Genomic DNA, 26,427 nt, shown 5'->3' on the forward strand with positions numbered 1-26,427 from the left:
AGTCTATTAACGGAAGCCAGGAAATCGGCACATTCCTGATTTACCTGTTCTTTGTCGTGATCGGCATCCCGGCATCGATTCCGCTGATTATCGAAAATGCCCCGCTGCTGCTGGTGTTTGTGTTCATTATCGTCGTAGTGAACCTGACTGTATCTTTAACAGCAGGCAAACTGCTAAAATATGACCTCGAAGAAATCCTTTTGGCCAGCAATGCCAATGTCGGCGGCCCGACTACCGCTGCCGCCATGGCCATCGCCAAAGGCTGGAAGGATCTGATCGGACCGATACTCGTCGTCGGAACGCTGGGCTATATCATCGGCAACTACGTTGGAACCGCGCTCGGACTGTGGTTTTCGGGGTTTATGTAAAAATGGAGAAGCGCCCGCAATGGATTTTGCGGGTTTTTTCTATTTTGCATGGCCGTTAACATCTCTAGTATTTCGGTCAATTAATGGATAACGGTCAAAATTTCACTTTATCGGTCAGCTTTTCAATATATCGCTCAGCCGCCGATATTCCAGGCTCCAGCTCCGCTTTCTTCCAAATTCCATCCTTCTGCAAGAAAAATCCAAAGAAATTTTTCGCGATTTGTACTATAATAATAGCTGGTTTATTTTTAGAGAAACGAAATAATAGAAAGCGGTGTTGATACCTTGGATAAACGGTTTGGTACCGTAACGATATTTTCTTCTGTTCAATGGCTATTTTTTATTTTTGCTAATACAGTGATGGTCCCAATTTCGGTTGGAACAGTCTTCGGGCTGCCGGGAGAAACGATTGCGATGATGCTGAGAGCCTCGCTTATCTTTACGGGGCTGGCAACCATTTTTCAAGGCTGGAAAGGGCATCGGTATCCGCTCATGGAAGGCCATTCCGGCTTATTGTGGGGAGTCATCTTAAACCTTGGACTGTCGGCATCGTCCCTTGGCATGAGCTATACGGAAATCGGGGGCGGAATTGCGACAGGCGTACTGCTCGCTTCGGCTGTCACTCTAATTCTAGCAGCCTTCAACGGCATCTCTCTGCTAAAATCGATATTCAGCCCGATGGTGATGTCCGTTTACCTGTTCCTATTAACCTTCCAGCTGATTTTCATCTTTTTCAAAGGCATGATGAAGGTCAGTGAACAGGGCACCATTGATGTTCCCATCACCCTTTATTCCTTTGCACTCGTCATTTTTGTGAGTTTATTAAAATTAAAAGGGAACGCCGTCATCAGCAATTTTTCCATCTTAATAGGATTGCTGGCAGGATGGATAGGCTATGATCTACTGTTTGCCGGTCAAGCGATGCAGGGGACAGCGTCCGGAGATGTGAGCTTTACACTGTTTCCGCTGGGACAGCCTAACCTCGAAATCGGAATTGTGGCCGTCGCCTTTTTTGCCAGTCTGATGAACCTGAGCAACACAGTCGCTTCCATCAGCTCCAGTGACCGTTTATTTAAAAAAGAATCCGGGAAACGCGAATACCGCGGATCGATTTTTATCACCGCAGTTTTCACAGTGATGGGAAGCGGGTTTGGTCTCGTGCCGTATACGCCATTCACCTCATCGATCGGATTTCTGCAAAGCACGAGAATATTGATGAGAACACCATTCTTCATCGGCGGCGCGCTCCTGACGGTCATTGGCCTGATTCCGCATCTCGGGTCATGGCTGGACGGCATGCCGGTAACAGTCGGGAACGCCGTGCTGTTTGTCGCATATCTGCAGTTATTCGGGACAGCTTTCAACAGCTTAAGCGGAAAAGTGTTCAACTCAGACACAATATTCCGTTTAGCCGCACCCGTCCTGATCGGCATCAGTTTGATGAATACACCGGCCGCGGTATTCGCAGAATTGCCGGTTTTGATTCAGCCATTCCTATCCAACGGGCTTTTGATGGGCGTCCTGATCTCCATTCTTCTTGAAAAAATGGTGAACTGGTCTGCGTTCGAACAGCTGGAATTGAAGAATAACTAGAAAAATCCCCTGTGAAGGGGATTTTTTTAATAGATGGATGATGCATTGGCAGGCAGGATGCGGACATGCTTTAAAAAAGCAGTTACACGCTTATCATCTTCAAACGGGTATTCGAAGCCCAGCTTTTCTGCGACCTCGACGGCCGTTTCTCTGAAAAGGGAGCACATTGTAAAAAGGGCTTCCCATATGTGATGAAAATCGGCGTCTGAATAGGTGGATTCGAACTGCTCCCATACCTCGTCAGGAAGAAAATCGGGCAGATACTTGCCGGCTTTGCCTGCGCTCTTTGTAAAATCGTCTGTGATGCCAACCTTCCATTCGAGCATGGTAATTAGCACATTGCGGTTGATCTGCTCATGCATAAACATCGCATAAGTAAGCTCCCTGCGCCAAAGCCCTTTGCTGATATTCATCGTGATCCACCAAAATTCATTGCAGAGATCTGCAAATTCCTGGGCATCCGGTTTCTTGATCAGATAATCCCGGTCACTGGCTGGCGGCAGGTACCCAATCAGTCCATCCTTATCAAGAAGCAGCACACTCAGACTGTCGGGCTCCAGCAGCTCATCCATCTCGTCAGCCGGAATCAAAGTCAGATCAATCCTGTTCCCGTCCATAAACTGCATCAAATAGGGGAAGCGTCCGTGCCCATCGGCAGGCGGCAGCACCTTCTCCTCCGGCATCTGCATCATAACCCGCTCGCCAAATACATCCACCCAGCTATGATCACAGGTAAAGGACTCCATTTCCCTAACTATGTACACAATATCGTAATCCTGGAAAATATCCTTCCTCACATTCGGATTCGCGCGCGAGCCATTCAGAATAACCGCGCGCACCCGTTCATCTTCCCGGGCTGTTGATAAAATCAGATTCATCATCTCGGTTTCGGTTCTTGATTTCATGTGGCCTCCTGGATTGTTTGGTTATACTATTAAGATACTTTCTTTAAGGGGGAATTCCTCCTGTTTTCATCATAAACCCGAAAAAGGGCAACTGAGTGGGAGGGAAGGGCTTCAGTATTGCTGCTGAATCCCTCATTTGGCGGATAATGATTCGGAATAACTCCCATATTTCATGGTGTATCTCTCAATTGGTCGATAATGATTCGGAATAACTCCCATATTTCATGTGGCATCTCTTGTTTGGTCGTTAATGATTAGAATTAACTCCCATATTTCATGTGGCATCTCTTGTTTGGTCGTTAATGATTAGAATTAACTCCCATATTTCATGTGGCACCTCTTGTTTGGTCGATAATGATTAGGATTAACTCCCATATTTCATGTGGCACCTTTGTTTGGTCGATAATGATTCGGAATAACTCCCATATTTCATGTGGCACCTCTTGTTTGGTCGATAATGATTAGGATTAACTTCCATATTTCATGAGGCATCACTCAATTGGTCGATAATGATTAGAATTAACTTCCATATTTCATGGTGTATCTCTTGTTTGGTCGTTAATAGCATGGACTAACGATCATTCCTCATGGATGGATTTCCCTTTTTGTCGTTATACCTTGAGATTAAATAATTTGAAGCCTTCGTGAAGCCGAAAAGGCACCAAAAGCAGAAGAATGGTCGCCATGGATCGCCGATGAAGCCGAAAAAGCACCAAAGCCAGAAAAATGGTCGCCATGAATCGCCGATGAAGCCGAAAAAGGCACGAGAGGCAGAAAAATGGTAGTCATGAAGCCTTCATGAAGCCGAAAAAGGCATCTGAGCCAGAAAAATGGTCGCCATGAAGCTCTCATGAAGCCGAAAAAGGAGCCAGAGGCAGAAGAATGGTCGCCATGAAGCCTTCATGAAGCCGAAAAAGGCACCAGAGGCAGAAGAATGGTAGCCATGAAGCTCTCATGAAGCCGAAAAAGGAGCCAGAGCCAGAAAAATGGTCGCCATGAAGCTCTCATGAAGCCGAAAAAGGAGCCAGAGCCAGAAAAACGGCCGCCATAAATCCTCCATAAAAAAAGAACCAGGTGCCTTCCTAAGCTCCTGATCCCCAATACAATTAAGCATGCACCAATTTCACCTGCTGCTTTAAAATCTTCCCGCTCGCATTCCGCGGCAATTCATCCACAAAGGAATATATCCGCGGACATTTAAACTCAGCCAGATGTTCAGCCGCAAATGCGCGCAATTCCTCTTCTGAAGCATCTCCCTTCAGCACGACAACAGCCTTAACGGTTTCGCCCCATTCTTCATGCGGCACACCGACCACACAGGATTCCAAAACCGCGTCATGCTTCGCGAGTACTTCTTCGACTTCACGCGGATAAATGTTGACGCCGCCCGAGATGATGACATCTTTTTTACGGTCGACGATGTAAAAGTAGCCATCCTTATCCCGATAGGCAATATCGCCAGTATAGAGCCAGCCATCCTTCATCGCGGCATTTGTTTCATCCGGGTTATTGTCATACCCCAGCATGAGGCTGTCACCTGTCAGAAGAATCTCGCCGTATTCATTGGGAGCCGTATCGGTGCCATCCGGACGGACGACCCGGATTTCCATATTAACCGTCGGATTTTTGCCGATGCTTCCCGCCTTTTCCAGATGCTCTTCCGGATATAATAAAATTCCATTCGGGCCCGCTTCCGTCAACCCGTAAACCTGATAAAAGTTTTCGTTCTGAAATGCTTTTTTTACATGATGATAGGAGGCAAGTGCCAGCGGACCGCCGCCATATGCAAAAACACGCATGCTGGATAAATCATAAGAAGCCAAATCTGGATCCTTTGCCGCAAGCAAATAGGCAACCGGAGCCGCAAATGAGAAGGTCGTCTTTTCCTGCTGAATCCAGTTCAGGAACCCTTTAGGCGTAAAGTCCCCAATTACATGAGAGGCGCCGCAGTAAAACCCGCTCATGAAAAAAGTATTCAAAGGAGCAGAGTGGGAGAGCGGCATTAGGGTAAGCATGGAATCACAATGCGATAAGCTGAAATTAACCGAAACCGCGGCGGCAATCGAAAGTATGCGTTCATGGTTAAACACAACTCCCTTTGGCGTACCGGTTGTTCCGGATGTAAAAAGAATCTCGCAGACATCCCGTGAATCAATTGGCACATCAAGATTGCCGTCAGAAAGATGAACTGAAGCCTCAACCGCATCCTGAATCGAAACATAGAAATTCAAATTCTCTTTTAATGCTGTCACCGTTTCAGTAAGCTCATCCTCATACAGAACCCCTGCAGCACTCGCGTTTTGAAAAATAGCCCCCAATTCCTTCGGTGTCAGACGGACATTCATCGGCATTGGAATGGCGCCGATCTTCATGCAGGCAAAAAAAGCATAAAAGAAGTGCTCATTATTGCGGGACATCACTGCAATCCGGTCACCCCGCCGGATACCTTCACCCTGAAGATATCGTGCCAGTCTGTTGCATGTACGGTTCATGTCTGCGTAAGTAAGGCGGTTCGACGCCGTAATAAAGGAGTCCTTTTCAGGAAACTTCCTTGCATTTCTCTCCAATACTCCGTGAATCGTTGCTCCCACTTAGCTCAGCCCCTTTTAAATGAATAATTTATGTTTTCACCCGGCTGTTTTCATACTTTTCTTTGTAAGTCAGAATGTCTTCCCGCAGCATCTGCAGCTGCATGATCTGCTCTTCAATTTCCTTTAGCTTGCTGTCAGCGAATGCAATAATCCTGCTTTTTTCCGCTTCACCTTCCGGATTTAATTCATAAAGATCAATCATTTCCTTGATTTCCTGAAGGCTGAAGCCTAGTTTTTTTCCGCGCAGAATCATCTTCAGCCGCCGGCGCTCACGATTCGTATAGCTGCGCTGTTTAGTCATGCTGTCACGGTTCTCCGAAGTCAGCATGCCAATTTCCTCGTAATAGCGGATCGTCCTTGAGCTGATGTCAAACATCGTCGCAAGCTCGCTGATGGTGAAAATCTTTTCTGCTGTCATTATGTATCCTCCTAGTTGACGTTAACGTTAGCTCGGTTTTATAATAATTCTGAAAATTAGTATTTGTCAATCAAAAAAGGAGTGATTTTTCCATGACGATAACTTCCCAGGACCAGCAGATAAGAGGAAAGAATTCATACACATTTGATGAATTTTTAGAGAAGCGCAGCAATCTGGATTGGTATAAGGATGATCCATTTTTGCAAAAGGCCTTAAAGAAATATGCAGGCTCACAATATGAACAGATACATATTGAGCTGCAGCATTTTTCTCCTGCTGTTTCTTCCAGATGGAGCACCCTTGCAGAAAGAGCGGCAAGGCCGGAAGTCCGTCCGTATTTGCTTCATTTTGATGCCTTCAATCACCGCATTGACCGTGTCATCCGTCCAATGGAAACACATCAGCTGGAAAAAGAAGTGTTCAGTACAGGTCTCTTTTCAAGCAAAATGCCAGCCTGGGAAAGTTTTGCCAAGCGGATGCTGATACATCAGCTGGGGGAAGCCGGTGTCGCCTGCCCGCTGACATGCACGATTGGATTAATTGCACTCCTTGAACAATATCCGAATGAAGATATTCCAGAGCTGGAGCAAATTTTACAGCATACGAAAGAGGGGCTGGGTGGGGACTTTGCGATAGGTGCCCAATTCATGACAGAAATCCAGGGAGGATCGGATTTGCCTGCCAATGTACTTGAGGCTGTTCCAGATGGAAAAAACTATCGCCTCTACGGCAATAAATTTTTCTGTTCGGTTGCCCATGCCGACTATTCGGTGGTCACTGCGAAAATTTCCGGCACTGATAAAGTATCGACATTTATTGTTCCGTCCTGGCTTCCGGGAGATAAAGAAAAAGAAAAACGCAATGGGTATGAAATCAACCGGATCAAGTGGAAAATGGGAACGGCCGAGCTTCCGACAGGGGAATTCCTGTATAATGGGGCTCTTGCTTATCCGGTTGGCCCGGCAGGAAAAGGGGTGGCCGTTGCGGTCGGTATCGTCCTGACACTATCCCGCCTTGAAATTGGCATTGCCTGCGCAGGATTCATGCTCCGGGCAGCACGTGAAGCCAGTCTGTATGGCAATTTCCGGACTGTTTTTGGCAAAAAGGTAAAAGATTATCCGCTATCAGCGAGAACACTGAAGAAAATTGAAAACGCTGCACACCGCACAGCGGCAGGCGCTTTTAAAATCTATGATCAATTCCTGCTTCTTGATCAGCCGCTGAATGCCGGTATTCCGGTTGATCAGCCAATTGAACTGAGAAAACAGCTGTTTAACCTGAGGGAGCTTGTGCTTCTGCAGAAAATCTGTGCAACAAACGAAGGAGCAGAGGTGCTGCGCGATGCCATCTCCGTCTTTGCCGGCCATGGCGTCATGGAGGAATTCTCCTCACTGCCGCGCATTTTCCGCGATATTGTCGTCAATGAACAGTGGGAAGGCCCGCGCAATCTGCTGCTGACGCAAATTTACCGCGATATTCAGAGAGTGACAGACTGGTATCCGCCAGCTGATTTTGTTGCGAACGTGCTGGAAGGTGCATCTCAGGCAACGATTGATCGATTTGCCGAGCAGCTGACAGATCTGCTCCAGCGACCGGTGTGCGGGGGAGTCAGCGAAGCTTCCATGGAAGCGGCTGAAGAATGGGATGTGTTCTGTGATTCCATTTTTAAAGCGTATCAGAAAATTGCGCTGGAAGAATTGCAGTAAAAAGAGAAGCCTGGCGGAAGCGCGCCAGGCTATTTGAGTACTTAATCGCGAAATTTTCAATATAAACGCGAAATCTAAATCTTATCCGGGAAACCGGTCAATGCTTAATCCGATAGATAACCGATGCCAGGAAATTAGCCAGAAAAAAAACCGGGTTTCCCTGAATGTTTTCATGCAGAACCAGTTCGCCTGCTCTCATATTGTCATACATTTCTCCCTGTCTTTTCCCCTTCGCCTTATTTTTGGCTTCTTCTTTTTTTATAGCGGTTAAATAGCGGTATTGCATCGGCAGGATCAGGAGAGATAGCAATACATAAAGTCCGAGTATTCCCCAAAAAATGTTTAAAAGCATCATGTCCCCTCCTATTTAATTCCATTTTACACCAAATCTTTTGTGTTTGTATTCAGGAACATATGTTCTTTGTTTATGCATAAATCTCCCTCTTCCAAAATAAGATGAAATATCATCCAAGAAAAGAGGCGATCCACATGATTACAAAAGAGATGCTGGTCCGTTTTGATGAGCTGAACCGCAGGAAGAAAGATTTGGAAGCCGAACTCGATAAACTTAAAGACATGTTCCACCAGTATTTCGATACAGCAGTGGGACAGAATGAAAAAGGAGAAGTGAAGATTGGCAGCTACAAATTGCAGAGGCAGATTAGAAGGACAGAAAAATTCGACCCCGCTCCAACTGTCAGCAAACTGGAGGAGCTGAATCTTCTCGACCTGATTCAAAAGCGACCTGATGAAGGGAAAATAAAATCCGCTGTGGATCTGGGATTGATTAAGGAGTCAGACCTGGAAGGATGCAGAATTTCCAAGACGACCGCAGCTCTCCTGATTAAAAAGCTGGATTAATCATTTTTTTATAAAAAGTGTTTGACCTTCACGCTGCGTAAAGGTGTATCGTAATAAACAGAAAGTACTTTCTAGATTTTTCAATGTCTAGCTGCAGCGCCTAACCAGTATTTTCGTCTTACTGTGCAAGGCGCTTCCGCTTTTCTTGAGAGGAGGCAATCGCATGGAATACACAGTGCAGAAGCTTGCGCAGATGGCCGGGGTCAGCTCGAGAACCCTCAGGTATTATGATGAAATTGGCATTCTTAAGCCGGCAAGAACCAATTCGTCAGGATACCGGATTTATGGCCAGCAGGAAGTTGACAGACTGCAGCAGATTCTGTTTTACAGAGAACTTGGCATCAGCCTTGATCAAATTAAGGAAATTATCTCAGCACCCGCTTTCGATGCTGCCGATGCACTGAAGGAGCACCGCGAGAAACTCCTTGAGAAAAGAAAGCAGCTCGATCTGCTTATTACGAATGTAGAAAAAACCATAGCGTCAGCTGAAGGGAGAACGACCATGTCAGACAAAGAGAAGTTTGAAGGATTCAAAAAGAAAATGATTGAAGATAATGAGGAACAATACGGAAAAGAAATCCGTGAGAAATATGGTGATGAGACGGTTGATAAATCCAATGCCAAACTCATGAACATGACCCAGGAGGAGCATGAGGCCGTAACGAAACTGGCTGAAGAGGTGAACACTGCTCTAGCCGAAGCCATGCAAACTGGCGATCCGGCAGGCGAGCTTGCACAAAAAGCAGCCGATCTGCACAAGCAGTGGATCACTTTCTACTGGAGTGAATACAGCAAAGAGGCCCACGCCGGTCTTGCGGAAATGTATGTGGCAGATGAAAGGTTTAAAGCCTATTATGATAAAATTCGTCCAGGTGCGGCCGAGTTTTTAAGAGATGCGATTAACATGTATACTGGACAGCAATAGAAATGAAAGCGGCTGGCTCTGCCAGCTGCTTTTTTGTGTGAAAACTTTATGCGCCGCTGCTGCTGATTATTGCGTTGTTTTGATGGATCATTGCGCTATTCTGCATTATGATTGCGCCGTTCGCCCAGTAAAATGCGTCAACATCACCATTAAATGCGCCATCATACCAGAAATGCGCCGCTTCATCCAATATGTGCGCCGACCCGCAACGTGATTGCGCCGTTCGCCCAGTAATATGCGTCAACATCACCAGTAAATGCGCCATCATGCCAGATATGCGCCGCTTCATCCAATAAATGCGCCGATCCGCAACTTCCGCCCAATTAAATGCGTATGCATCACCTGTAATTGTGCCATCACACCAAATATATGCCGATTCAATCAACAATTGCGCCATCCCCACCATAATTGCGCCCGCCAGCAGAATATTTGCGGAATCCCACTAACCCGCCAATATTTCACTAAAACCATCGGCTTACTGTATGTAACTCACTGCATGGGGAAAGATGAATAACATGATACCAACTCGGGCAGGCAGGTGATGAGATGAGCCGCATTCCTTCATATAAAGATGAGCAAAACCTAAGGGAAAAGTTAAGAGATGTTTCTTTTGAGCATTGGCTGAATGAGGATTTGTTCAGCTTTAATTGGTGGCTGCTGCTGGCTGCGAGCATTTTGCCGTTTTTTATTTGGTGGAGGCTGGTGGATAAGGGCCGGTTCTTTGAAATACTTGCTTTCGGGCTGCTATGTGCAATCTTCGCCTGTTTTCTTGATGTTGTAGGATTGAACTTTATTTTGTGGGGATATCCGGATAAGCTGTTCCATTTTATTCCGCCGTTAGTGCCTGCAGATTTTGTGGTGATACCCATATCGGGAATGCTGATTTATCAGTATTTTAATACGTGGAAAAGCTATGCAGCTGCAGCGGTAGGCCTTGGAATCCTGTTTGCTTATATCTTTGAACCGTTATTCAGCTTTTTGAATATGTTTGTCCTTATCAATTGGAAGCACACCTATTCCTTCATCGGTTTTATCATCTTTTTTCTTGGCGTCCGCCTCTTAATGGTTTCCTTAAAGCGTGCGGCAGAAAAAATAAAGTAAGCGGTCAGCAAAGCTGGCCGCTGTTTTACTGGATTAATAGTCATATCTATGGGAACATTTTTTACAGCAGCAAAAATGCAGGTGTTCGAATGAGCATTTCTTGCATGGACAATGATGAATTTCCGGTGAGCATTTTTGGCAGGAACATCTTTTATGCTCATCAGAGCATTTTTTACAGGGACAGTGAGGTTTAAAATCACTCGTGCATTTCATACAGCCGTGATGTTCATGTTTGTCCTTCTTTTTGCAGCAGACTTTCTTCTTATAATAATATTCTTCAACACAATATTGGCACATGGGATTCACTCCTTTCTCTCCTACTAATATATGAAGGAAAAAACAGAAGGAAAGAGCCCTTGTCCATAGTGCTTGAAAATCCGCAAAAGCCCCCTCAGTATTTGAGGGGGCGGAAGTATGTTATTTAATGGTCTCAGGAATCACTTTAACATCGCTGCTTTTCTTTTCTTGCTTTTTCTTCAGCCAGCCAAAGCGGAGGCTGGATGTTGTGAACAAGCGGTAAACCGCCGGGATCAGCAGCAGCGTGATAAAGGTCGCAAACAGCAGGCCGGAAATAATGACCGTTGCCATTGGCGCCTGATAGTTGCCGGAAGTTCCCGATGCAAGGGCAAGGGGCAGCATTCCGCCAACCGTTGTCAGGGTAGTCATGAATATCGGCCGGATCCGGTTTTTGCCTGCTTCCAGAAGGGCCACTTCAACAGAGAAGCCTTCCAGGCGGAGCTGATTCGTACGGTCGATCAGCAGGATGGCGTTATTGAGCACAATCCCAATCAGCATCACAATTCCCATTCCTGACATTACGCTAAGCTCCATCTGTGTCAGAAACAAACCGAGAATGACGCCGACGATGGTCATCGGAATGACAGACATGACGATCAGCGGATGGCCAAGGTGGTTAAATTGGACAGCCATCACCAGGTACACAAGGAAAATCGCAATTGCTAAAACAAACACCATATCCATGATTAATTCCTGCTGCTGTTCAAGATCCCCGGCAGCTGCCACGCTATAGCCAGCAGGTGCATCAAAATCATTGATCAGCTTTTGGACATCCCGGTTCACGGCACCAAGGTCCTTGCCTTCAATATCAGCTGAAATGGAGATGAAGCGCTCCCCGTCATGATGGGAAATTTCATTTGGTGTATCTACACTCTTCAATTCAATAAAGGAAGATAATGCTTTCTCGCCCTGGGCAGTTGGAACCTTTAAATCCAGAAGATCTGACCTGGAATCTGTCTTCTCAGCCCATTTCAAGGCAAGCGGCACATTTTCTTCATTCATGGACATTTCCCCGACAGGCATTTCCATGAACGCCTGCTCAATAAACTGCCTGATTTGCAGCTGGGTTAAGCCTGCCGTTTCAATCGCTTCTTCTTTTAATACAACAACCTGCTCCTCAGACGTACGCTCCATTGAGTTGGTCACACCGACGATGCCGTCAATCTTTTCGAGCTCCTCAGAAAAATCACCGGTAAGCTTCTGCAGATCTGCAAAATCTTCGCCCGTAATATTCACCTGGACCGGTGATCCGCCGCCAGCCGACATCGCACTCTGGACATTTTTAACCGGAAGGGAATCCGATAGGCTGCGAAGTTGCTTCATAATATCTTCATTGACATCTTTTTGCTCTCTTGAAATGTCATCGCCTTTTGTCATATTGATGATCGTATAGAACATGCCGCCGCTGTCCATGACATAATTGGACTCTACATCTTCAATCGACTGCAGTTTCTGATTGATTCCTTGAGCGATGTCTTCTTTATCTTCAACAGAAATACCTGTTTTCAGGTCAACCATCAGCTCTGTGTACCGGTTAAACATATCCGGCATAATCGTCATCGGAATTTTCGTCACAAGCGTTAATGAACCGGCAAACATCAGGAAGAAAATCGCAATGACTGCAAAACTGTACCGCTTTTTCCGGATGGTCCAGGCCACAATCCGGCTATAAAGGCGCATAATCGGCCCTTCTTTGCGCTCCTTCTTCGGCTTGCGCAGTTTCAGCAATTTTTCTGAAAGCGAAGGGATCAAAGTAAACGAGACAATAACCGAACTGATGAGTGTAATGGCTACAACTGCAGACAGCATGATCATGAATGTACCCACATCGCCGCCAATGAGGCCGATCGGCAGGAATACCACGATCGTAGTGAGCATCGAAGCAATAACTGCTGATGAAACCTCTTTCGTTCCTTCCAAAACGGACTCAAGCCTGCCAAGTCCCTGTTCCTTTTTTCGATAGATGGATTCAATGATGACAATCGAAGAATCCACCATCATCCCGATCCCCAGGCCAAGCCCAATCAGGGTCAGGATATTAAAGCTGTAATCAAAAACCCACATCGCCGTAAACGTCAGAAGGATGGAAGTGGGGATCGACAGTCCGATGATAAAGGTGGCCCTTACATTCCTCAAAAAGATTAAAAGAATGGCAATGGCAATGACGCCGCCGGTTAAAATGTTGCCGGTCACGCCATCAATTGATTCCTGCACATAATCTGCCTGTGCCACCATTTCGTTCAGCTCAAAGCCTTTTACCAGCCCGTCTTCGCGGATGTTTTTCACTTCATCGCGGACCGCAGCTGCCATTTCAATTTGCGTGGCATTAGCAGCACGGCCAACCTGGACAAAGATGAAATCCTTTGTTCCGTTTTTCCAGACGAACGATGAGCTTTCAATCGGCTGAAATTGAACATCTGCAACATCTTTCAAATCAACAAATCCATTTGGTGATGGGATTTTAATATTCTGTACATCCTCCACATTTTCGAGCTTCGTATTCCAGCGGAGGGAAGGAGAGCTGGCATCCCTGCTGAGTTCTCCCAGTGTGGCTTCGCTGTTAACCTGCTGAATCGCACCAATCACAGCTGTAGAATCCAGCCCTTTTTCAGCCAATTTGCTGCGGTCCAGTTCAATGATTACCTCGTGCTCCTGAACTCCTGCAAGCGATACGTCGCGGACTTCCGGCAATGCTTCCAGGCGCGGTTCAAGAACCTTTTTGGCAAAAGCGGTCATATCCTCCATGCTGCCGCCGGATACATCCATATAGAATTCATAGCTTTGCGTGGTCCCATACTGCCCTGAAGTAACATCCGTGATCGCGGCATTCTCACCTTTAGCGGCGTTTGCAGCCGTTTCTACTTCTTTAAAAAGTTCATCGCCCCGACCCTGTTCAAACGTAATTTGAAGTGAGCTCCGTCCAATCGCCGATGTGGAGTCAACCGATTCTACTCCCTCAATCCCCCTGATTTGCTGCTCCAGGGGGTTGGTTATCGATCGCTCCACTTCAATAGCTGCCATTTCACCGGCATTGACCTCCACATAAGCGCCATCCATCGTTACCGGCGGCATCAGCTCTTTATCCAATTCGATAATGGAAAAGCTGCCGATGGCCAAAATCAGCACCGTCATAAGGGCAACCAAAATCTTTCTCTGCACAATCATTTTTAATAATTTCATAAACAGTCTCCTTACTCCCTAATAGTGAAAATTTGCACCCAAGACCTATTTATACAGAGGAAAATAGGTATTAATAACTGCTCTTTCTTTAATTTTCCAATAATTCGACCGACCTAATTCGGCAAAATATGATCTTGTTTGCAGGAAAAACTTAACAATTCTTACAAATACTATCTTAACCGGGATTAACTCGAGTCATAACGAGCCAGAGACATATCTTGGCATCGGGCTTGAGGCTGAGAAGAAGGGGGATTAAGGACGAAAAGTGGGGAGAGGAGAGAAGATGGTAGTTAATCATCCGGATTAACGACGAAAACGTGGAGAGAGTAGAGAAAATGGTAGCTAATCAACCGGATCAACGACGAAAACGTGGAGAGAGTAGAGAAAATGGTAGCTAATCAACCGGATTAACGACGAAAACGTGGAGAGAGGTAGAAAAATGGTAGCTAATCAACCGGATTAACGACGAAAAGTGGGGAGAGGAGAGAAGATGGTAGTTAATCATCCGGATTAACGACGAAAACGTGAAGAGAGGTAGAAAAATGGTAGCTAATCAACCGGATTAACGACGAAAACGTGGAGAGAGTAGGAGAAATGGTAGCTAATAATCCGGATTAACGACGAAAACGTGGAGAGAGTAGAGAAAATGGTAGTTAATCATCCGGATTAAGGACGAAAAGTGGGGAGAGGAGAGAAGATGGTAGTTAATCATCCGGATTAACGACGAAAACGGGGAGAGAGTAGAGAAAATGGTAGCTAATCAACCGGATCAACGACGAAAACGTGGAGAGAGTAGAGAAAATGGTAGCTAATCAAGCGGATTATAGAGGAAAATGTGGAGAGCAGCGAGAAAATGCTAGTTAATCATCCAAAATAACGACGAAAAAGCTTCAGTTATTCCTCCAGCAAACAAAAAACTTCAGCCATTCCCTATAACCCTTCCAAAATGACAATCCCAATCAGTATGTTATACTGAAAAAAAAACAGAAAACTCCCAAGTTTGGAGGAGAGTTCATGTATACAGTCTTTTCAACATTTGACGTACCCGACGAAAAGTCGGAGGAAGTCATTAGCATATATAAAAATCGCTCGCGGTCGGTCGATCAGGCGGAGGGGTTTATCGATTTTCTGCTGCTGCAGAATGATAAGCGCCCTGGCGAACTGACGGTGCAGCTCATCTTTGATACAAAGGAAAATTATTTAAATTGGGTTCGCAGCGAGGATTTTAAGAGAATCCATGATTTAGAGAAAAAGTATCCGGATCAGGAACTGGCAGCAGTGGTTCCAAAAGTTTCGCAATTCAAGGTGGTGGCTAAGTGAGCTTTGAAAAGATCGTAAACCATGTAACCGAAAAGATCTATGAACGCGAGCCTTTCCTGCTGGAGCGGTTTGGCGAACAAGGAAAAGAGAAGTGCCGCGAAGATAACCATCATCATATGAAGCATCTCGAGACAGCGTATGAGCTGAACCAATCTGCTTTTTTCACTGATTATGCCGTATGGCTTGATGGCATTTTAAAGAAGCATGGGATGAATACCCGGCATCTGATCGACAATTTCGAAATCATTCAGGCTGTGCTGGCTGAAGATAACGATTCTCCTGAAAAGGCAGAGAGATTCCATCTTTATCTGGCGGAAGCCATTGCTGTTTTGAAAGGTGAACCTGTTAAGGGAGGAGTGTAAGATGAACCACGCTGAAACACTCGCTTCCTTATTGCTTCAAGGTGATTCTGCGAAAGTTTGGGAGAACATTCAAAAGCAACCGCAGCTATCGCGCCTTGAAGTTTATCAAAATCTGATTACACCTGCGATGCAGCACATCGGCCACCTATGGGAGACGAATCAAATCACTGTGGCAGATGAACATCTGGCAACAGCAACATGTGATTTTGTCCTCTCAAAGCTCGCATACCGGCAGGAAAAAAGACAATCAAACCAAAAAGCCATGTTTCTCTGCCTGGATGGGGAACAGCATTATATTGGCCTGAAAATGGTCAACAGCCTTTTTGAAGAGCACGGCTGGGAGACAAAGTACTTTGGCCCGAGCCTTCCTTTGGAATATGCACTGAAAACGGCAAAGGACTGGAAGCCGAGTGTAATCGGTCTATCGGTCAGCATCGTCTATCACCTGCCGAAGCTGAAGGAATATGCCGAAGCCTTTGCCAAGCTGACGCATAAGCCGGCTGTTCTTCTTGGCGGGCGCTTAGCCGGGAAGTATGACCTGCTTCCTTATTGCTCCGATCATACGGTCATTCTAAAGGATTTGCCGGAAACAAAGGAATGGCTGCAAAACAATGAAGCGGGAGGACAGCAAAATGCAATATTTTGATCAGCCGCTTCCGCTTGCGTTTTTAAAAGCTGACAGGAACGGAAAAATAGTAAGCTACTCTGGCATAGCACGGGAAAGCTTTGACCTGAGCGAGGGGCATTTAAAAGGAATCATCGATGAGGAAAGCATAGAAAAGCTGATTCAGTACAGCTGGGAGCCTGGGCTGGATCCTGTGAAGCTGGAACTGAATATGAAGACCAGGGAAACACCGCTATCTTTATTTGAGGTCCATATTCAATGGGACAGCGAGGATTATGCCAATATGCTATTCTTGCCAAAAGACAGCTCTAATGAAAACTTGATGGATAAGCTGATGCAGCTGCAGCAGCGCCTGTCCTCAACAGACTTTGAACTTCTGGAGAAAAAAGAAGAGCTGGAGCAGGTGCTGATCCGCTTAAATCAGCTGTCCGGGCCGTTTATTCCGCTGTCGGAAACGCTCTGCATGATTCCTTTATTTGGGGATATTACAGCAGATAAAATAAACGTTATTTCCGAAAGCTGTCTCAAAGCCGTTTTTGCCGGCGAATATGAAGAAATTCTCTTTGATCTGACGGCGGTTGGGGAAATTGAAGGAAAAGGCATTGAGAAATTCACCCAGCTGCTTAAAACACTCAACTTCATGACAGGCAGCATCATCAAATTGATTGGCATTAAGCCAAACCTGGCAAAAGTGCTGAATACCTATAAGCTGGATGAATGGGTGCAGATCGATCAATCCCTGAAGCAAGTCTTAAATGTTTATTTTAATCGGAATGAGTTAGGGGCCTCTTAGGAGGTCCTTTTTTTGTCAAAACTTCTGAATGCGAAATAGTTTGACAATTACCTTATTTAAAATCATGATAGTAAGTAAAATAATCGGAAGTCGGGGGCAGGAAAAATGGGTTTGCCGAAGGAAAGGCATAGCGGATACAGTCAAGAAGTACAGAAGGGTTCGTTCTTAAGGGATCTGACAGCGGAAAACATTTCATCTGGAATCATTGCAAGCACACTGGTTATGACGGGGCCGGCCCTGATCATTTTACAGGCTGCGTCAGCAGGGGGATTTACTGATCAGCAGACGATTAACTGGATGTTTGCGGTTTATTTTTTCGGGGGTGTATACAGCATCCTCCTGCCGCTTCTATATAGGATTCCCATTACAGGAGGGCATTCGATTACTGGAGCGGCCTTTTTGGCGACTGTGACTGCCCAATATTCGTATCCGGAACTGATAGGCGGGTATGTGATGTCCGGGCTGCTGATTTTTCTGGTTGGCATTTCAGGGCTGTTTACAAAAATCATTGGCTGGGTGCCGAAAGAAGTCATCGCATCCATGCTTGGCGGATTGGTTGCCGGCTATGTCGTGAAGCTCGTACCGGCCATCCAGGAAATGCCTGTTATCGGGGGAGCGGCTTTAATCAGTTTTCTGCTTTTTACGAGATATGTGAAGAAGTTCCCGCCTGTGCTCGCGGCCGTCGCGATTGCCTTTGCGGTATTGTATTTGACAGCTGATTTAAATCCGGCTAAGGAGATTGCTTATTTCCTGCCATCTATTCAAGTACCGGAATTCAGCTGGATGGGGTTTGTGACGATTGCCCTGCCGCTTGCGATGCTGATATTGAGCAATGACGCTGCGCCAGGAATTGGGGCACTGGAAAGTGAGGATTTCAAGCCGCCTATTCGTAAAATCGTCTCGTCAAGCGGCGCCTTCTCCATAATCACCAGCTTCTTTGGCGGCCAGTGTGCCAATATCGCCGGCATGATGAGCGCCATCTGTGCCGGGCCGGATTCAGGGCCTAAGGAAAAGCGGTATATGGGAGCTGTTGTTTCAGGTGCTATTACGATTGTTTTCGGCATATTTGCCTGGAAAATCGTGCCCTTTATCCAATCGCTTCCGCAGGCCTTCGTTTCATTGCTGGCCGGGTTCGCTCTGATCGGCGTCCTGCATTCCAGCCTGCAAATGGGCTTCTCTGAAAACCGCTACCGGCTAAGCGCGCTCGCAGCCTTCATCGTCACTTTGTCAGGCATAAGCTTTCTCCATATCAGCGCACCCGTTTGGGGACTCATTGCCGGGGCGGTATTGGCCCGGACAATAGAAAGATAAGTGGTTGACAGGCACCACCCGAAATCTGGCGAATATATCGAAGAGGTGTTAATAGATTGAAAGAATTGCAAAGCTTTATGAGAGAGTATCAAAAAGAGATGGGCTGGGAGATCAGCGATGAGAATTATGCCAGGAGCCGCGATTCCCTATTAAATAACTATATGCTGCTGACAACCGAAGTAGCGGAGGTTGCTGAAGAGCTGCGCAAGGCCTTTAACCTTGTCCGCGAATATGCCGAAGAAGGAATGGATGAAGAACTGGCCTTTCAATTAGCTAGTGATCAAGTAAAAGAAGAACTTGGCAAAGAACTCGCAGACTGCCTGGCCTATCTGATTAAATTCTATAACTTCTTTGGCATTGACTTGGAGGAGAGTTTTTACGGGAAAATGGATGAAGTCAGGAAAAGAAGGAATAAGGATGGGAGTTTGGCTGAAAAATAGATAGTTTGCAGCAATATAGATTGTAATGTCCTTGAGTGAATTTCACGAAACTTATTAGATAGGAGAACAGCCATGACCATCATGCAGGACAAAATCACAAGCCTTCTGGAAATAAACCGCAGTTTAACCCAGTCTCTTGACCTGGAGGAGATTCTAAAGAGGCTGGTGCAAGCTGCCTTTGATTTAGTAGACCATGCTGACACGACCATTCTATACACGTTAAAGGAAGATGGATTATTGCATTTTTCCAGCGGGGTTGGGGTGGAGACAGGCTTTATGAGCCAGGTGAAGTTTGAGTCTGGTGAATCCTTGACGGGACAGGTATTTCTGACTAAAAAGGGCGTCATTGCATCAGGACCTGAGTTCAGGGAGCATATGAGCCGTATGTCTGAGACAAATTATGTTCATTTTTTTAATGGAGTCTACCGGCGTGAAGTAAAGAGCGGTATCGTTGTCCCATTGGTTTATAAGGAGAATTGCATCGGTGTGCTTGTGGTGGATAACTTCGACAAGGATGTACAGTTTACTGAAGCTGACTTTCAAGTGCTGGAGGTGGTGGCAGACCAGGCGGCTATTGCCATCATGAACTCGAAGCTTTACGAAGAAGTAAGGCGGAAAAATGAGGAACTGAGCCAATCCCTTGATATCCACCGGAAATTTACGAAGATTCTGCTGGAGGGAAGGGGGACTTCGTATATCCTGGATACCATCAGTCACATTTTGGGCTCCACTGTCATCTTTGCAGAGTCACCAATAAATCCATCCAGTTCTTTTCCGATTATAAACTCCAACGAGCTTTTCGGATATTTCCTTCTTGATGGGCCGGTTGAACGTTTGACGAATATCCAGAAGGCTGCTCTTGAGCATGCTTCAACGGCTTTGTCACTGGAGTTTGTCAGGCAGAATACGCTTTTTGAAAAGGAAATGCACCTAAGGGAAGAGGCCTTTCATGATTTGATCAATGGCGGACGCCTGAATGCAAGGATTCTGGAAAAGTTCCGCATGAATGAGAAAAGCAGCATCGCTTGTATGATGGTGGACTGCAAGTCTGGTTTTTTATGGGATGCAGCCTCCATCCTTCAAAAAGAAAAACTCATCCGCTCGATTGAGCAGATCATCATGAAATACTGTGAAACCTCAATCGTTTTTACGAAATCAAACCAAATCATTGCACTTCTAGTGAATGGTCGAAAACGGTATGACCAGTCTCTAGCTGATGATATTCAGAGAAAAGTGAGCAGAGCTGTCATTGGTTTGGGCAGAGAGGTTGCTTTAACAGATATGACAGATACTTATCAGGAAGCTGCCGAGGCTTTATCATTTGCCAAAAACCATCAGCACAAAACCTACATCACTTATTCTGAGCTTGGTGCTGAAAGACTGTGGCTCAACACCGACCGCAGCTTGCTGAATAAATTTGTCTCCGATAAAATAGGCTCTCTTTTAAAAATGGAGCCTGAATACTTAAAAACGATGCAAGCCTTTCTGGCAAATAATCAAAGCCATAAACAAACAGCAGAAGAGATGCATATTCATCCCAATACCCTTGCCTACCGGCTTAAAAAAATCGAGAGTGAACTGCAGCTGGATTTTTCCCGGAAAGAAGATTGGATTACAGTGGTCCTGGCATTCCAGGTCTTTGATTTTTTAAACCCATAATTGGTGCTAGTCACAAAGAAAAGAAGGATTATTTGGCTGTTGGCACATGTACATCGAATATTCAAAATATTATAATAACCTAAACTTGTTATGATAAGGAGAGATTGGATGAGTACAGAGGTTAATAGCCAGAAAACAGTGGCCGTCAATGCTGGTGCAGAAACTTTTTACAATTATATTGGCGGGGAATGGGTTCCTTCAGTGACAGGGGAAACGTATCCGAGTGTGAATCCAGCCAATACAGATGAGGTACTGGGTTACTTTCAGAAATCGAATGAGATTGATGTGCAAAAAGCAATCGAGAGTGCAAAGAGGGCTTTTCCCGAATGGAAAAATACATCTCCAATCAGCCGGGGGGACATCCTTTTTAAACTGATTTTTCTCATCCAGCAGGAAAAAGAGGAATTAGCAGAAATCATTACGAAGGAAGTCGGCAAAACGATCGGGGCAGCCCGAAAGGAAGTGGATGCAACGGTTCAGGCTCTGAAGCATTTCAGCGGCGAGGCGAATCGGATTTCAGGTGAAACCGTGCCTGCGATTGATCCGAAAACCTTTGCCTGCACGATACAGGAGCCGCTGGGAGTGGTGGCTGTTGTTACGCCATTTAATTTTCCGCTCGGAATCGCCATTTATAAAATTGCACCTTCCATGCTGGCTGGAAATACGATCATCTATAAGGCTGCAAGCGATACGTCTCTAATCGCAGTGAAGGTAGTCGAGCTGTTTGAAAAGGCTGGAATGCCAGCGGGCGTGCTGAATATGATCACGGGCCCGGGTTCTGTCGTGGGAGAAGAGCTTGGAACCAATCCGGAAATTAAGGCAGTCTCGTTTACAGGCTCCTCCGATGTCGGCATCCATCTTGGCAAGCTTGTGACAGCCCATGGCGGAAAAATGCAGGCTGAAATGGGCGGGAAGAATGCGACAATTATTCTGGAGGATGCCAATCTGGAAGAGGCTGTCCAGAGCGTGGTCATCAGCGGGTTTTATAATAACGGCCAAAGCTGTACGGGAACCAGCCGCGTGATTGTGCCCCGGTCCATTTCCCGAAAGGTCATTGAGATGCTGGTTGAAAAAGCGAAGCAAGTAAAGGTTGGCGATGGGGTTCGGGAAGGAAATGACAACGGTGCGGTTGCGAATAAGCATCAATTGAATACGTATCTCCATTATGTGAATAGCGCCATCGAAGAAGGAGCGGTGCTCGAATATGGCGGAAAGCAGCTGACAGATGGCGATATGGCGAATGGCTATTTCGTCGCTCCGACTGTTTTCAGTAAGGTTACGAAGGATTTTACAATCGCCCAGGAAGAGATTTTCGGGCCGGTTGTGGCTGTGATGGAAGTGGATTCTTACGAAGAGGCGATTGAGCTTGCAAATGATACGGAATTTGGCTTGTCATCCGCCATTTTTACAAATGACCTTCAGAAGGCATTCGATTTTGTCCGGAAAATTGAAACAGGGGTCACGCATGTGAATATCCCATCCAACCATTATGAAAACCAGCTCCCGTTTGGCGGCAAAAAAACATCCAGCATTGGGCCGCGTGAACAGGGCAGCACCGCATTGGATTTCTGGCTTGATACAAAAACAGTTTATATAAAACCTTAAGGAGGGAGAGGATGAAAAACATAGGAGTAATTGGCTGCGGGGCCATGGGAAAGGGTATTGTGAAAAATTTAATCAAAAACGGGTATAAGGTGTTTGCTTATGATCCAAGTCAGGATGCACTGGCGAAATGTGAGACGCTGGGGGCCATTCCCCAGCCTTCTCCATTCGAGGCAGCAAGACAGGCGGATCTAGTAATTTCTTCATTGCCTGGACCAAGTATTGTGAGAGATGTTATGATGGGTGGAAGCGGAGTCTTTCCTGCTTTAAAGCCTCACAGTTTCGTGCTGGATATGAGCACCATTGACCCAAAAACAGCCCAAGAGTTGAATCAGGCTGCAAAGGAGCAAGGCATCCATTTTTATGACTGTCCGTTAAGCGGGGGACCTAAGGGTGCTGATGCCGGTACGCTGACCATAATGGTTGGGGGAGACGATAGATATTTGCCGGACATTCGCCCAGTCCTGGAGAGCATAGGAAAGGATATCTTTCTGCTCGGCCCTTCAGGATCAGGCCAGGTGGCAAAGCTGTGCCATAATATGCTGGTTGCTTTAACGACTGCAGGCCTGGGTGAGGTCCTTGCAGTGGGGGAGAAAGCAGGTGTCAGCCGGTCTCAGCTGGCGGAAGTTATTCAAAGCGGGTCTGCGCATAATCGCGTGCTGACCGTATTCGGTGAAAATATCCTTCAGCATACATACGAGAATGTGCTGTTCAGCCTGGAGCACATGAATAAGGATATTCACTTATACAAAGACACAGCTGAATTTTATAGCGAAGATTCTCCTTTGGGCCAGCTGGTGTGCGATATCTATGAAAAGGCGATGGAGCAAGGGAAGGGCAAGCTTGATTCTTCCGCCGTGTGCGGATCTATCTAGTAATCTTTTAATCCAGGGGGGAGAACATGAAAAACGAAAAGACAGAAATTTTAAAAGATTGGCGCTTGCATGCCGTTGTGCTGGTTCTGGTTGCGGCCACCGAAGCGATTGGACAGATCAGCTTTAAAGTTGGCGCAGGGGTTATTCTGCTGCTGCCTATGCTTTATGCTTTTTTCCTGGGGCTGGGTCTTTATTTCACTCCGCTTATTAAGGAAAAACAGGCTAAAAATGCAGAGCCCCTCATCGTGCTTGGGGTTACTCTTTTAATTGCGAAAATTGGCGTAACAATTGGGCCGCAAATCGAGGCAATCATTGCGGCAGGGCCATCATTATTGCTGCAGGAACTTGGTAACTTGGGAACGATCTTATTTGCACTGCCAGTGGCCATTTTTCTTGGCTTTAAAAGAGAAGCCATTGGCATGACCCACTCGATTGGCCGGGAGCCGAACGTCGGGCTGATTATGAATAAATACGGATTTGATTCGCCAGAAGGCAGAGGAGTAATGGCAATTTATATTTTCGGTACTGTGTTTGGTGCTGCCTTCCTGGGATTGATTTCCGGATTTCTGGCCACCATTACCCCGCTCCATCCGCTGTCTTTCGCGATGGCATCAGGGGTGGGAAGCGGCAGCATGATGGCTGCTGCCAGTGGATCGCTTGTCGCTGCCTTCCCTGAAATGGAGGCGCAGATTGTTGCCTTCGCAGGCGCCAGTAACCTGCTTTCACTTTCTACAGGGCTGTATGCAAGTATTTTCATTGGATTGCCTCTTACTGAAAAGCTGTACAGCATCATGATGAAGCGTAAAGAGAAAAAGGCTGCGGAAAAAGGGGGAGATATCCATGCTTAAAAACATAACAGAGTGGTTCCTGATTTTAGGCATATTCGGTCTTTCGGCGCTGATAGGCAACTGGGTAGGCTACGATATCCTGCCGTCTGCAGCCATTCCAGGCATACTTGTATTAATTGTCATCAGTGTGCTCGGGCTGATTCTTGAAAAAGTGCTGCCAGGCAATATCCCGAGCGTCGGATATATCGGGATTATCGGAATCATCGTTTCCATTCCAGGAGTACCAGGATCTGAATATGTTGTCGAATGGACAACCCAGGTCAATATTTTGGCTCTTGCTACCCCAATTCTGGCTTATGCAGGCATCTCAATCGGAAAGAACTGGGCTGATTTTTCCAAGCTGGGCTGGAGAAGCATTATTGTTGCAGTCTTCGTGTTTTTCGGAACCTTCATCGGATCTGCAGTTATTGCTGAGATTATTTTACGTATGCAGGGAATTATTTAATGAATTGCGGCCTGGCAGGCGGATATCTGCCGGGCTTTTTGCTCTGCATCTGTCATTTTTTAGCACTGCCTCAAAATATATCGGTCAAAAATGCCATTTTATCGGCCGGTTTTCCGATATATCGGTTACTTCGCGTTCCATCAACAATCTATTAATCTCACAGAGAAAAAAACAAATAAGAAAGAGTGAATAGCATGAACCTTTATGGACAGTTAATAAAAGATTATGACCAGGAACTAACCCACTCAGGTGTAAACGGTGAAAGATTGGCCTCAAGACTTGATGAGCTTTCAAGGATAGGCCTCTTGGATAGCGGCGGGGTGACACGCCTAGGCTATTCTGCCGAAGAGAAAGAAGCAAAAGAGCTAGTAATCAAGTGGATGAAAAACGCTGGTCTTACTGTGACGGCAGATGGAGCAGGAAATGTATTCGGCAGATTGGAAGGAAACACGGAAGGACCTTCAATCGCTTCGGGTTCCCATGTTGACAGTGTTCCAAATGGAGGGCACTTTGATGGGCCATTGGGTGTTCTTTCGGCTTTGGAGGTCGTAGAGTCATGGAAAGAAACAGGATACATACCAGAGAAGCCGTATGAGATTGTGATTTTCTCAGATGAAGAGGGTTCGAGATTCAAGAGCAGCTTAACAGGCAGCCGGGCATTTATGGGTCAACTGAAGCCGGAAGAAATGGATAGCCTGCGGGATGAGAATGGCAAATCGTTTCGCGACGTATTGAACGAATATGGAAGCAGTGCGGAAGCGTGCTTAAAGGCAGGAGAAAACAGACGTGAAATCGAGACCTTTGTGGAAGTCCATATTGAGCAAGGGAAGGTGCTGGAAAGAGAGAATCAGCCAGTTGGAGTGGTAAAAGGCATTGCAGGGCCAGCCTCGCTGGAGGTTACCTTTACAGGAGAAGCTGGACATGCAGGAAATACGCCGATGGCTGGACGAAAAGATCCGCTGGTGGCTGCCTCATTGTTTGTAGCTGCCATTGAGAAATTTCCAAAGCAGGTCAGTGATACAGCTGTTGCCACTGTCGGCAAGCTGAACGTGCATCCAAATGGTTTCAATGTCATTGCCCAGAAAGTAATACTAACCGTTGATATCAGGGATATTTTTGAAGAAACCCGGGATCAGCTGCTTGATCAAATTAAGGCCAAAGCGGTGAAAATAGCAGAGGAACGAAGTATTGATGTGCAAATGAAGCTGAATGCCAAAATCAAACCTCTTCCAATTCATGAAAGTCTGCAGGCAGGTATAGCAGAATCCCTGACTAAGTTCAATATTAATCCTGTTTATATTCCGAGCGGAGCCGGCCATGACACGATGATCGTCGGCACGGAAATGCCAGCCGCCATGCTGTTCGTCCGCAGCAGGGATGGCATCAGTCACAATCCGCGGGAATGGACATCATTAAATGACTGTGTACATGGTGTACATGTTTTGAAAGATTTTGTTGAAGGGCTTATGAAAAAATAGTAAAAAGGAGAAATCCCCATGATTATCCGCCATATAAAACCAGCAGACGCCGAGGCGCTGGCCGGCCTGATCACACAAGCAGAAAACGAATCAGACTACATGCTTTTCGAGCCAGGTGAAAGGAAGACCTCAGCCGAGGCACAAGGAAAAAGAATTGAAGCCATTCAAAAAGAAGATCATTCGACCATCATCGTCGCGGAAAAAGATAGCCGATTGATCGGCTTTGTAATGGCAATTGGCGGTGCGGCAAGGAGAAATAAGCACTCAGCCTATCTCGTTGCCGGTATCCTCAGCGAACACAGAGGCCAGGGCATCGGCACCAAGCTGTTTGAAGAGCTTGACCGCTGGGCGCGTAAACACGATATCCACAGGCTGGAACTTACAGTTGTTATCCGTAATCAGGCAGGAGTCTCCCTTTACAAAAAGGCGGGATTCCAGATTGAAGGCACTAAGAAACATTCGCTTTTGATAAACGGTGAATTTGTCGATGAATACTATATGGGTAAGCTGTTATAAAAGAAAGGCCATTTTCTGAACACAGAAAATGGGCCTTTCTTTTTTTTGTACTTCTGCCAGGTAAAATATCCTATTTTAACATTTAAAAACCCTGAAATATCAAGGGAAGGGCCCATAAAATTTCACGGAATAAAACAAAAAATCAGAATTTTAATTGAATTCTAATCCTGTAATCTTGTATACTTGTAATACAAGTTTGAAAAAGCGC

At 46.0% G+C, this 26,427-nt stretch carries 26 protein-coding genes; 19 read left to right on the forward strand and 7 right to left on the reverse strand.

What is annotated here, in order from left to right:
- Positions 1-368, forward strand: a 368-nt coding sequence (locus tag MKY20_RS25790; RefSeq protein ID WP_341004183.1) for a DUF819 family protein, incomplete at its 5' end; no start/stop codon positions are given.
- 285 nt (positions 369-653) lie between these two features.
- Positions 654-1,961 carry a uracil/xanthine transporter gene (locus MKY20_RS25795; RefSeq protein WP_341004188.1) on the forward strand — a complete coding sequence of 436 codons (1,308 nt, stop codon included), beginning with the start codon at positions 654-656 and terminating at the stop codon, positions 1,959-1,961.
- A gap of 26 nt (positions 1,962-1,987) precedes the next feature.
- Here MKY20_RS25795 and MKY20_RS25800 read toward each other — a convergent pair whose 3' ends face one another.
- The 4 genes from MKY20_RS25800 to MKY20_RS25815 form a co-directional block, all read right to left on the reverse strand.
- Positions 1,988-2,866 carry an aminoglycoside 6-adenylyltransferase gene (locus tag MKY20_RS25800; RefSeq protein WP_019379358.1) on the reverse strand — a complete coding sequence of 293 codons (879 nt, stop codon included), beginning with the start codon at positions 2,864-2,866 and terminating at the stop codon, positions 1,988-1,990.
- 624 nt (positions 2,867-3,490) lie between these two features.
- A complete protein-coding gene (locus MKY20_RS25805) occupies positions 3,491-3,655 on the reverse strand; it encodes a hypothetical protein (protein WP_341004196.1) in 165 nt (54 codons plus the stop codon).
- 317 nt (positions 3,656-3,972) lie between these two features.
- Positions 3,973-5,457 carry a class I adenylate-forming enzyme family protein gene (locus tag MKY20_RS25810; protein WP_341004201.1) on the reverse strand — a complete coding sequence of 495 codons (1,485 nt, stop codon included), beginning with the start codon at positions 5,455-5,457 and terminating at the stop codon, positions 3,973-3,975.
- A 28-nt stretch (positions 5,458-5,485) separates the two neighbouring features.
- Positions 5,486-5,875 (reverse strand): MerR family DNA-binding protein, encoded by a 390-nt coding sequence (locus tag MKY20_RS25815; protein WP_256816140.1) that lies wholly within the window; start codon positions 5,873-5,875, stop codon positions 5,486-5,488.
- Between the two features lie 92 nt (positions 5,876-5,967).
- Here MKY20_RS25815 and MKY20_RS25820 point away from each other — a divergent pair, with 92 nt between their 5' ends.
- Positions 5,968-7,581, forward strand: a complete 1,614-nt coding sequence (locus MKY20_RS25820) for an acyl-CoA dehydrogenase family protein (protein ID WP_341004211.1) — start codon at positions 5,968-5,970, stop codon at positions 7,579-7,581.
- Positions 7,582-7,678: 97 nt separating this feature from the next.
- Here MKY20_RS25820 and MKY20_RS25825 read toward each other — a convergent pair whose 3' ends face one another.
- The gene (locus MKY20_RS25825) at positions 7,679-7,933 is read right to left on the reverse strand and encodes a DUF3949 domain-containing protein (protein WP_019379354.1); all 255 of its coding nucleotides are present in this window, start codon (positions 7,931-7,933) and stop codon (positions 7,679-7,681) included.
- A gap of 137 nt (positions 7,934-8,070) precedes the next feature.
- Between MKY20_RS25825 and MKY20_RS25830 the strand changes: the two genes are divergently transcribed.
- Together MKY20_RS25830 and MKY20_RS25835 are read left to right on the forward strand one after the other, a co-directional pair.
- Positions 8,071-8,442 (forward strand): hypothetical protein, encoded by a 372-nt coding sequence (locus MKY20_RS25830; RefSeq protein WP_256816142.1) that lies wholly within the window; start codon positions 8,071-8,073, stop codon positions 8,440-8,442.
- 163 nt (positions 8,443-8,605) lie between these two features.
- On the forward strand, positions 8,606-9,367 hold the full coding sequence (locus MKY20_RS25835) for a MerR family transcriptional regulator (protein WP_341004223.1): 762 nt from the start codon (positions 8,606-8,608) through the stop codon (positions 9,365-9,367).
- 46 nt (positions 9,368-9,413) lie between these two features.
- Here the strand turns inward: MKY20_RS25835 and MKY20_RS25840 are convergent, their stop codons facing one another.
- Positions 9,414-9,773, reverse strand: coding sequence for a hypothetical protein (locus MKY20_RS25840; RefSeq protein ID WP_341004227.1), 360 nt, complete (start codon positions 9,771-9,773; stop codon positions 9,414-9,416).
- A 140-nt stretch (positions 9,774-9,913) separates the two neighbouring features.
- Here MKY20_RS25840 and MKY20_RS25845 point away from each other — a divergent pair, with 140 nt between their 5' ends.
- Positions 9,914-10,468 carry a CBO0543 family protein gene (locus MKY20_RS25845; protein WP_009335093.1) on the forward strand — a complete coding sequence of 185 codons (555 nt, stop codon included), beginning with the start codon at positions 9,914-9,916 and terminating at the stop codon, positions 10,466-10,468.
- 417 nt (positions 10,469-10,885) lie between these two features.
- Here the strand turns inward: MKY20_RS25845 and MKY20_RS25850 are convergent, their stop codons facing one another.
- Positions 10,886-13,945 (reverse strand): efflux RND transporter permease subunit, encoded by a 3,060-nt coding sequence (locus tag MKY20_RS25850; protein WP_341004235.1) that lies wholly within the window; start codon positions 13,943-13,945, stop codon positions 10,886-10,888.
- A 1,014-nt stretch (positions 13,946-14,959) separates the two neighbouring features.
- Here MKY20_RS25850 and MKY20_RS25855 point away from each other — a divergent pair.
- The 13 genes from MKY20_RS25855 to MKY20_RS25915 all read left to right on the forward strand — a co-directional run bounded on the left by MKY20_RS25855 (position 14,960) and on the right by MKY20_RS25915 (position 26,219).
- Positions 14,960-15,265 (forward strand): antibiotic biosynthesis monooxygenase family protein, encoded by a 306-nt coding sequence (locus tag MKY20_RS25855; protein ID WP_009335090.1) that lies wholly within the window; start codon positions 14,960-14,962, stop codon positions 15,263-15,265.
- Entirely contained in the window at positions 15,262-15,627 is a 366-nt protein-coding gene (locus tag MKY20_RS25860) for a hypothetical protein (protein WP_019382658.1), read from the forward strand. The genes MKY20_RS25855 and MKY20_RS25860 overlap by 4 nt, the downstream gene beginning before the upstream one ends.
- Before the next feature lies 1 nt (position 15,628).
- The gene (locus MKY20_RS25865; RefSeq protein ID WP_019382657.1) at positions 15,629-16,273 is read left to right on the forward strand and encodes a cobalamin B12-binding domain-containing protein; all 645 of its coding nucleotides are present in this window, start codon (positions 15,629-15,631) and stop codon (positions 16,271-16,273) included.
- Positions 16,260-17,045, forward strand: coding sequence for an STAS domain-containing protein (locus MKY20_RS25870; protein WP_009335087.1), 786 nt, complete (start codon positions 16,260-16,262; stop codon positions 17,043-17,045). Before MKY20_RS25865 ends, MKY20_RS25870 begins: the two co-directional genes overlap by 14 nt.
- Positions 17,046-17,150: 105 nt before the next feature.
- Positions 17,151-18,356 carry a benzoate/H(+) symporter BenE family transporter gene (locus MKY20_RS25875; protein ID WP_019382655.1) on the forward strand — a complete coding sequence of 402 codons (1,206 nt, stop codon included), beginning with the start codon at positions 17,151-17,153 and terminating at the stop codon, positions 18,354-18,356.
- Positions 18,357-18,412: 56 nt separating this feature from the next.
- Positions 18,413-18,796, forward strand: coding sequence for a MazG nucleotide pyrophosphohydrolase domain-containing protein (locus MKY20_RS25880; protein ID WP_009335085.1), 384 nt, complete (start codon positions 18,413-18,415; stop codon positions 18,794-18,796).
- Positions 18,797-18,868: 72 nt separating this feature from the next.
- Positions 18,869-20,455, forward strand: coding sequence for a helix-turn-helix domain-containing protein (locus MKY20_RS25885; protein ID WP_341004252.1), 1,587 nt, complete (start codon positions 18,869-18,871; stop codon positions 20,453-20,455).
- Between the two features lie 108 nt (positions 20,456-20,563).
- Positions 20,564-22,060 carry an aldehyde dehydrogenase family protein gene (locus tag MKY20_RS25890; protein WP_341004256.1) on the forward strand — a complete coding sequence of 499 codons (1,497 nt, stop codon included), beginning with the start codon at positions 20,564-20,566 and terminating at the stop codon, positions 22,058-22,060.
- Positions 22,061-22,071: 11 nt separating this feature from the next.
- A complete protein-coding gene (locus MKY20_RS25895) occupies positions 22,072-22,932 on the forward strand; it encodes an NAD(P)-dependent oxidoreductase (RefSeq protein WP_341004257.1) in 861 nt (286 codons plus the stop codon).
- 26 nt (positions 22,933-22,958) lie between these two features.
- Complete coding sequence (locus MKY20_RS25900; protein ID WP_009335081.1) at positions 22,959-23,780, forward strand: DUF3100 domain-containing protein; 822 nt, start codon at positions 22,959-22,961, stop codon at positions 23,778-23,780.
- Positions 23,773-24,225: a hypothetical protein gene (locus tag MKY20_RS25905; RefSeq protein WP_341004262.1), complete on the forward strand. Its 453-nt coding sequence runs from the start codon at positions 23,773-23,775 to the stop codon at positions 24,223-24,225. The genes MKY20_RS25900 and MKY20_RS25905 overlap by 8 nt, the downstream gene beginning before the upstream one ends.
- A gap of 194 nt (positions 24,226-24,419) precedes the next feature.
- A complete protein-coding gene (locus MKY20_RS25910) occupies positions 24,420-25,703 on the forward strand; it encodes a M20 family metallo-hydrolase (RefSeq protein ID WP_341004265.1) in 1,284 nt (427 codons plus the stop codon).
- Positions 25,704-25,721: 18 nt separating this feature from the next.
- The gene (locus MKY20_RS25915) at positions 25,722-26,219 is read left to right on the forward strand and encodes a GNAT family N-acetyltransferase (RefSeq protein ID WP_341004268.1); all 498 of its coding nucleotides are present in this window, start codon (positions 25,722-25,724) and stop codon (positions 26,217-26,219) included.
- Positions 26,220-26,427: the final 208 nt, after the last annotated feature.

Source organism: Cytobacillus sp. FSL W8-0315, assembly GCF_038002905.1.
GTDB lineage: Bacteria > Bacillota > Bacilli > Bacillales > Cytobacillaceae > Cytobacillus > Cytobacillus pseudoceanisediminis.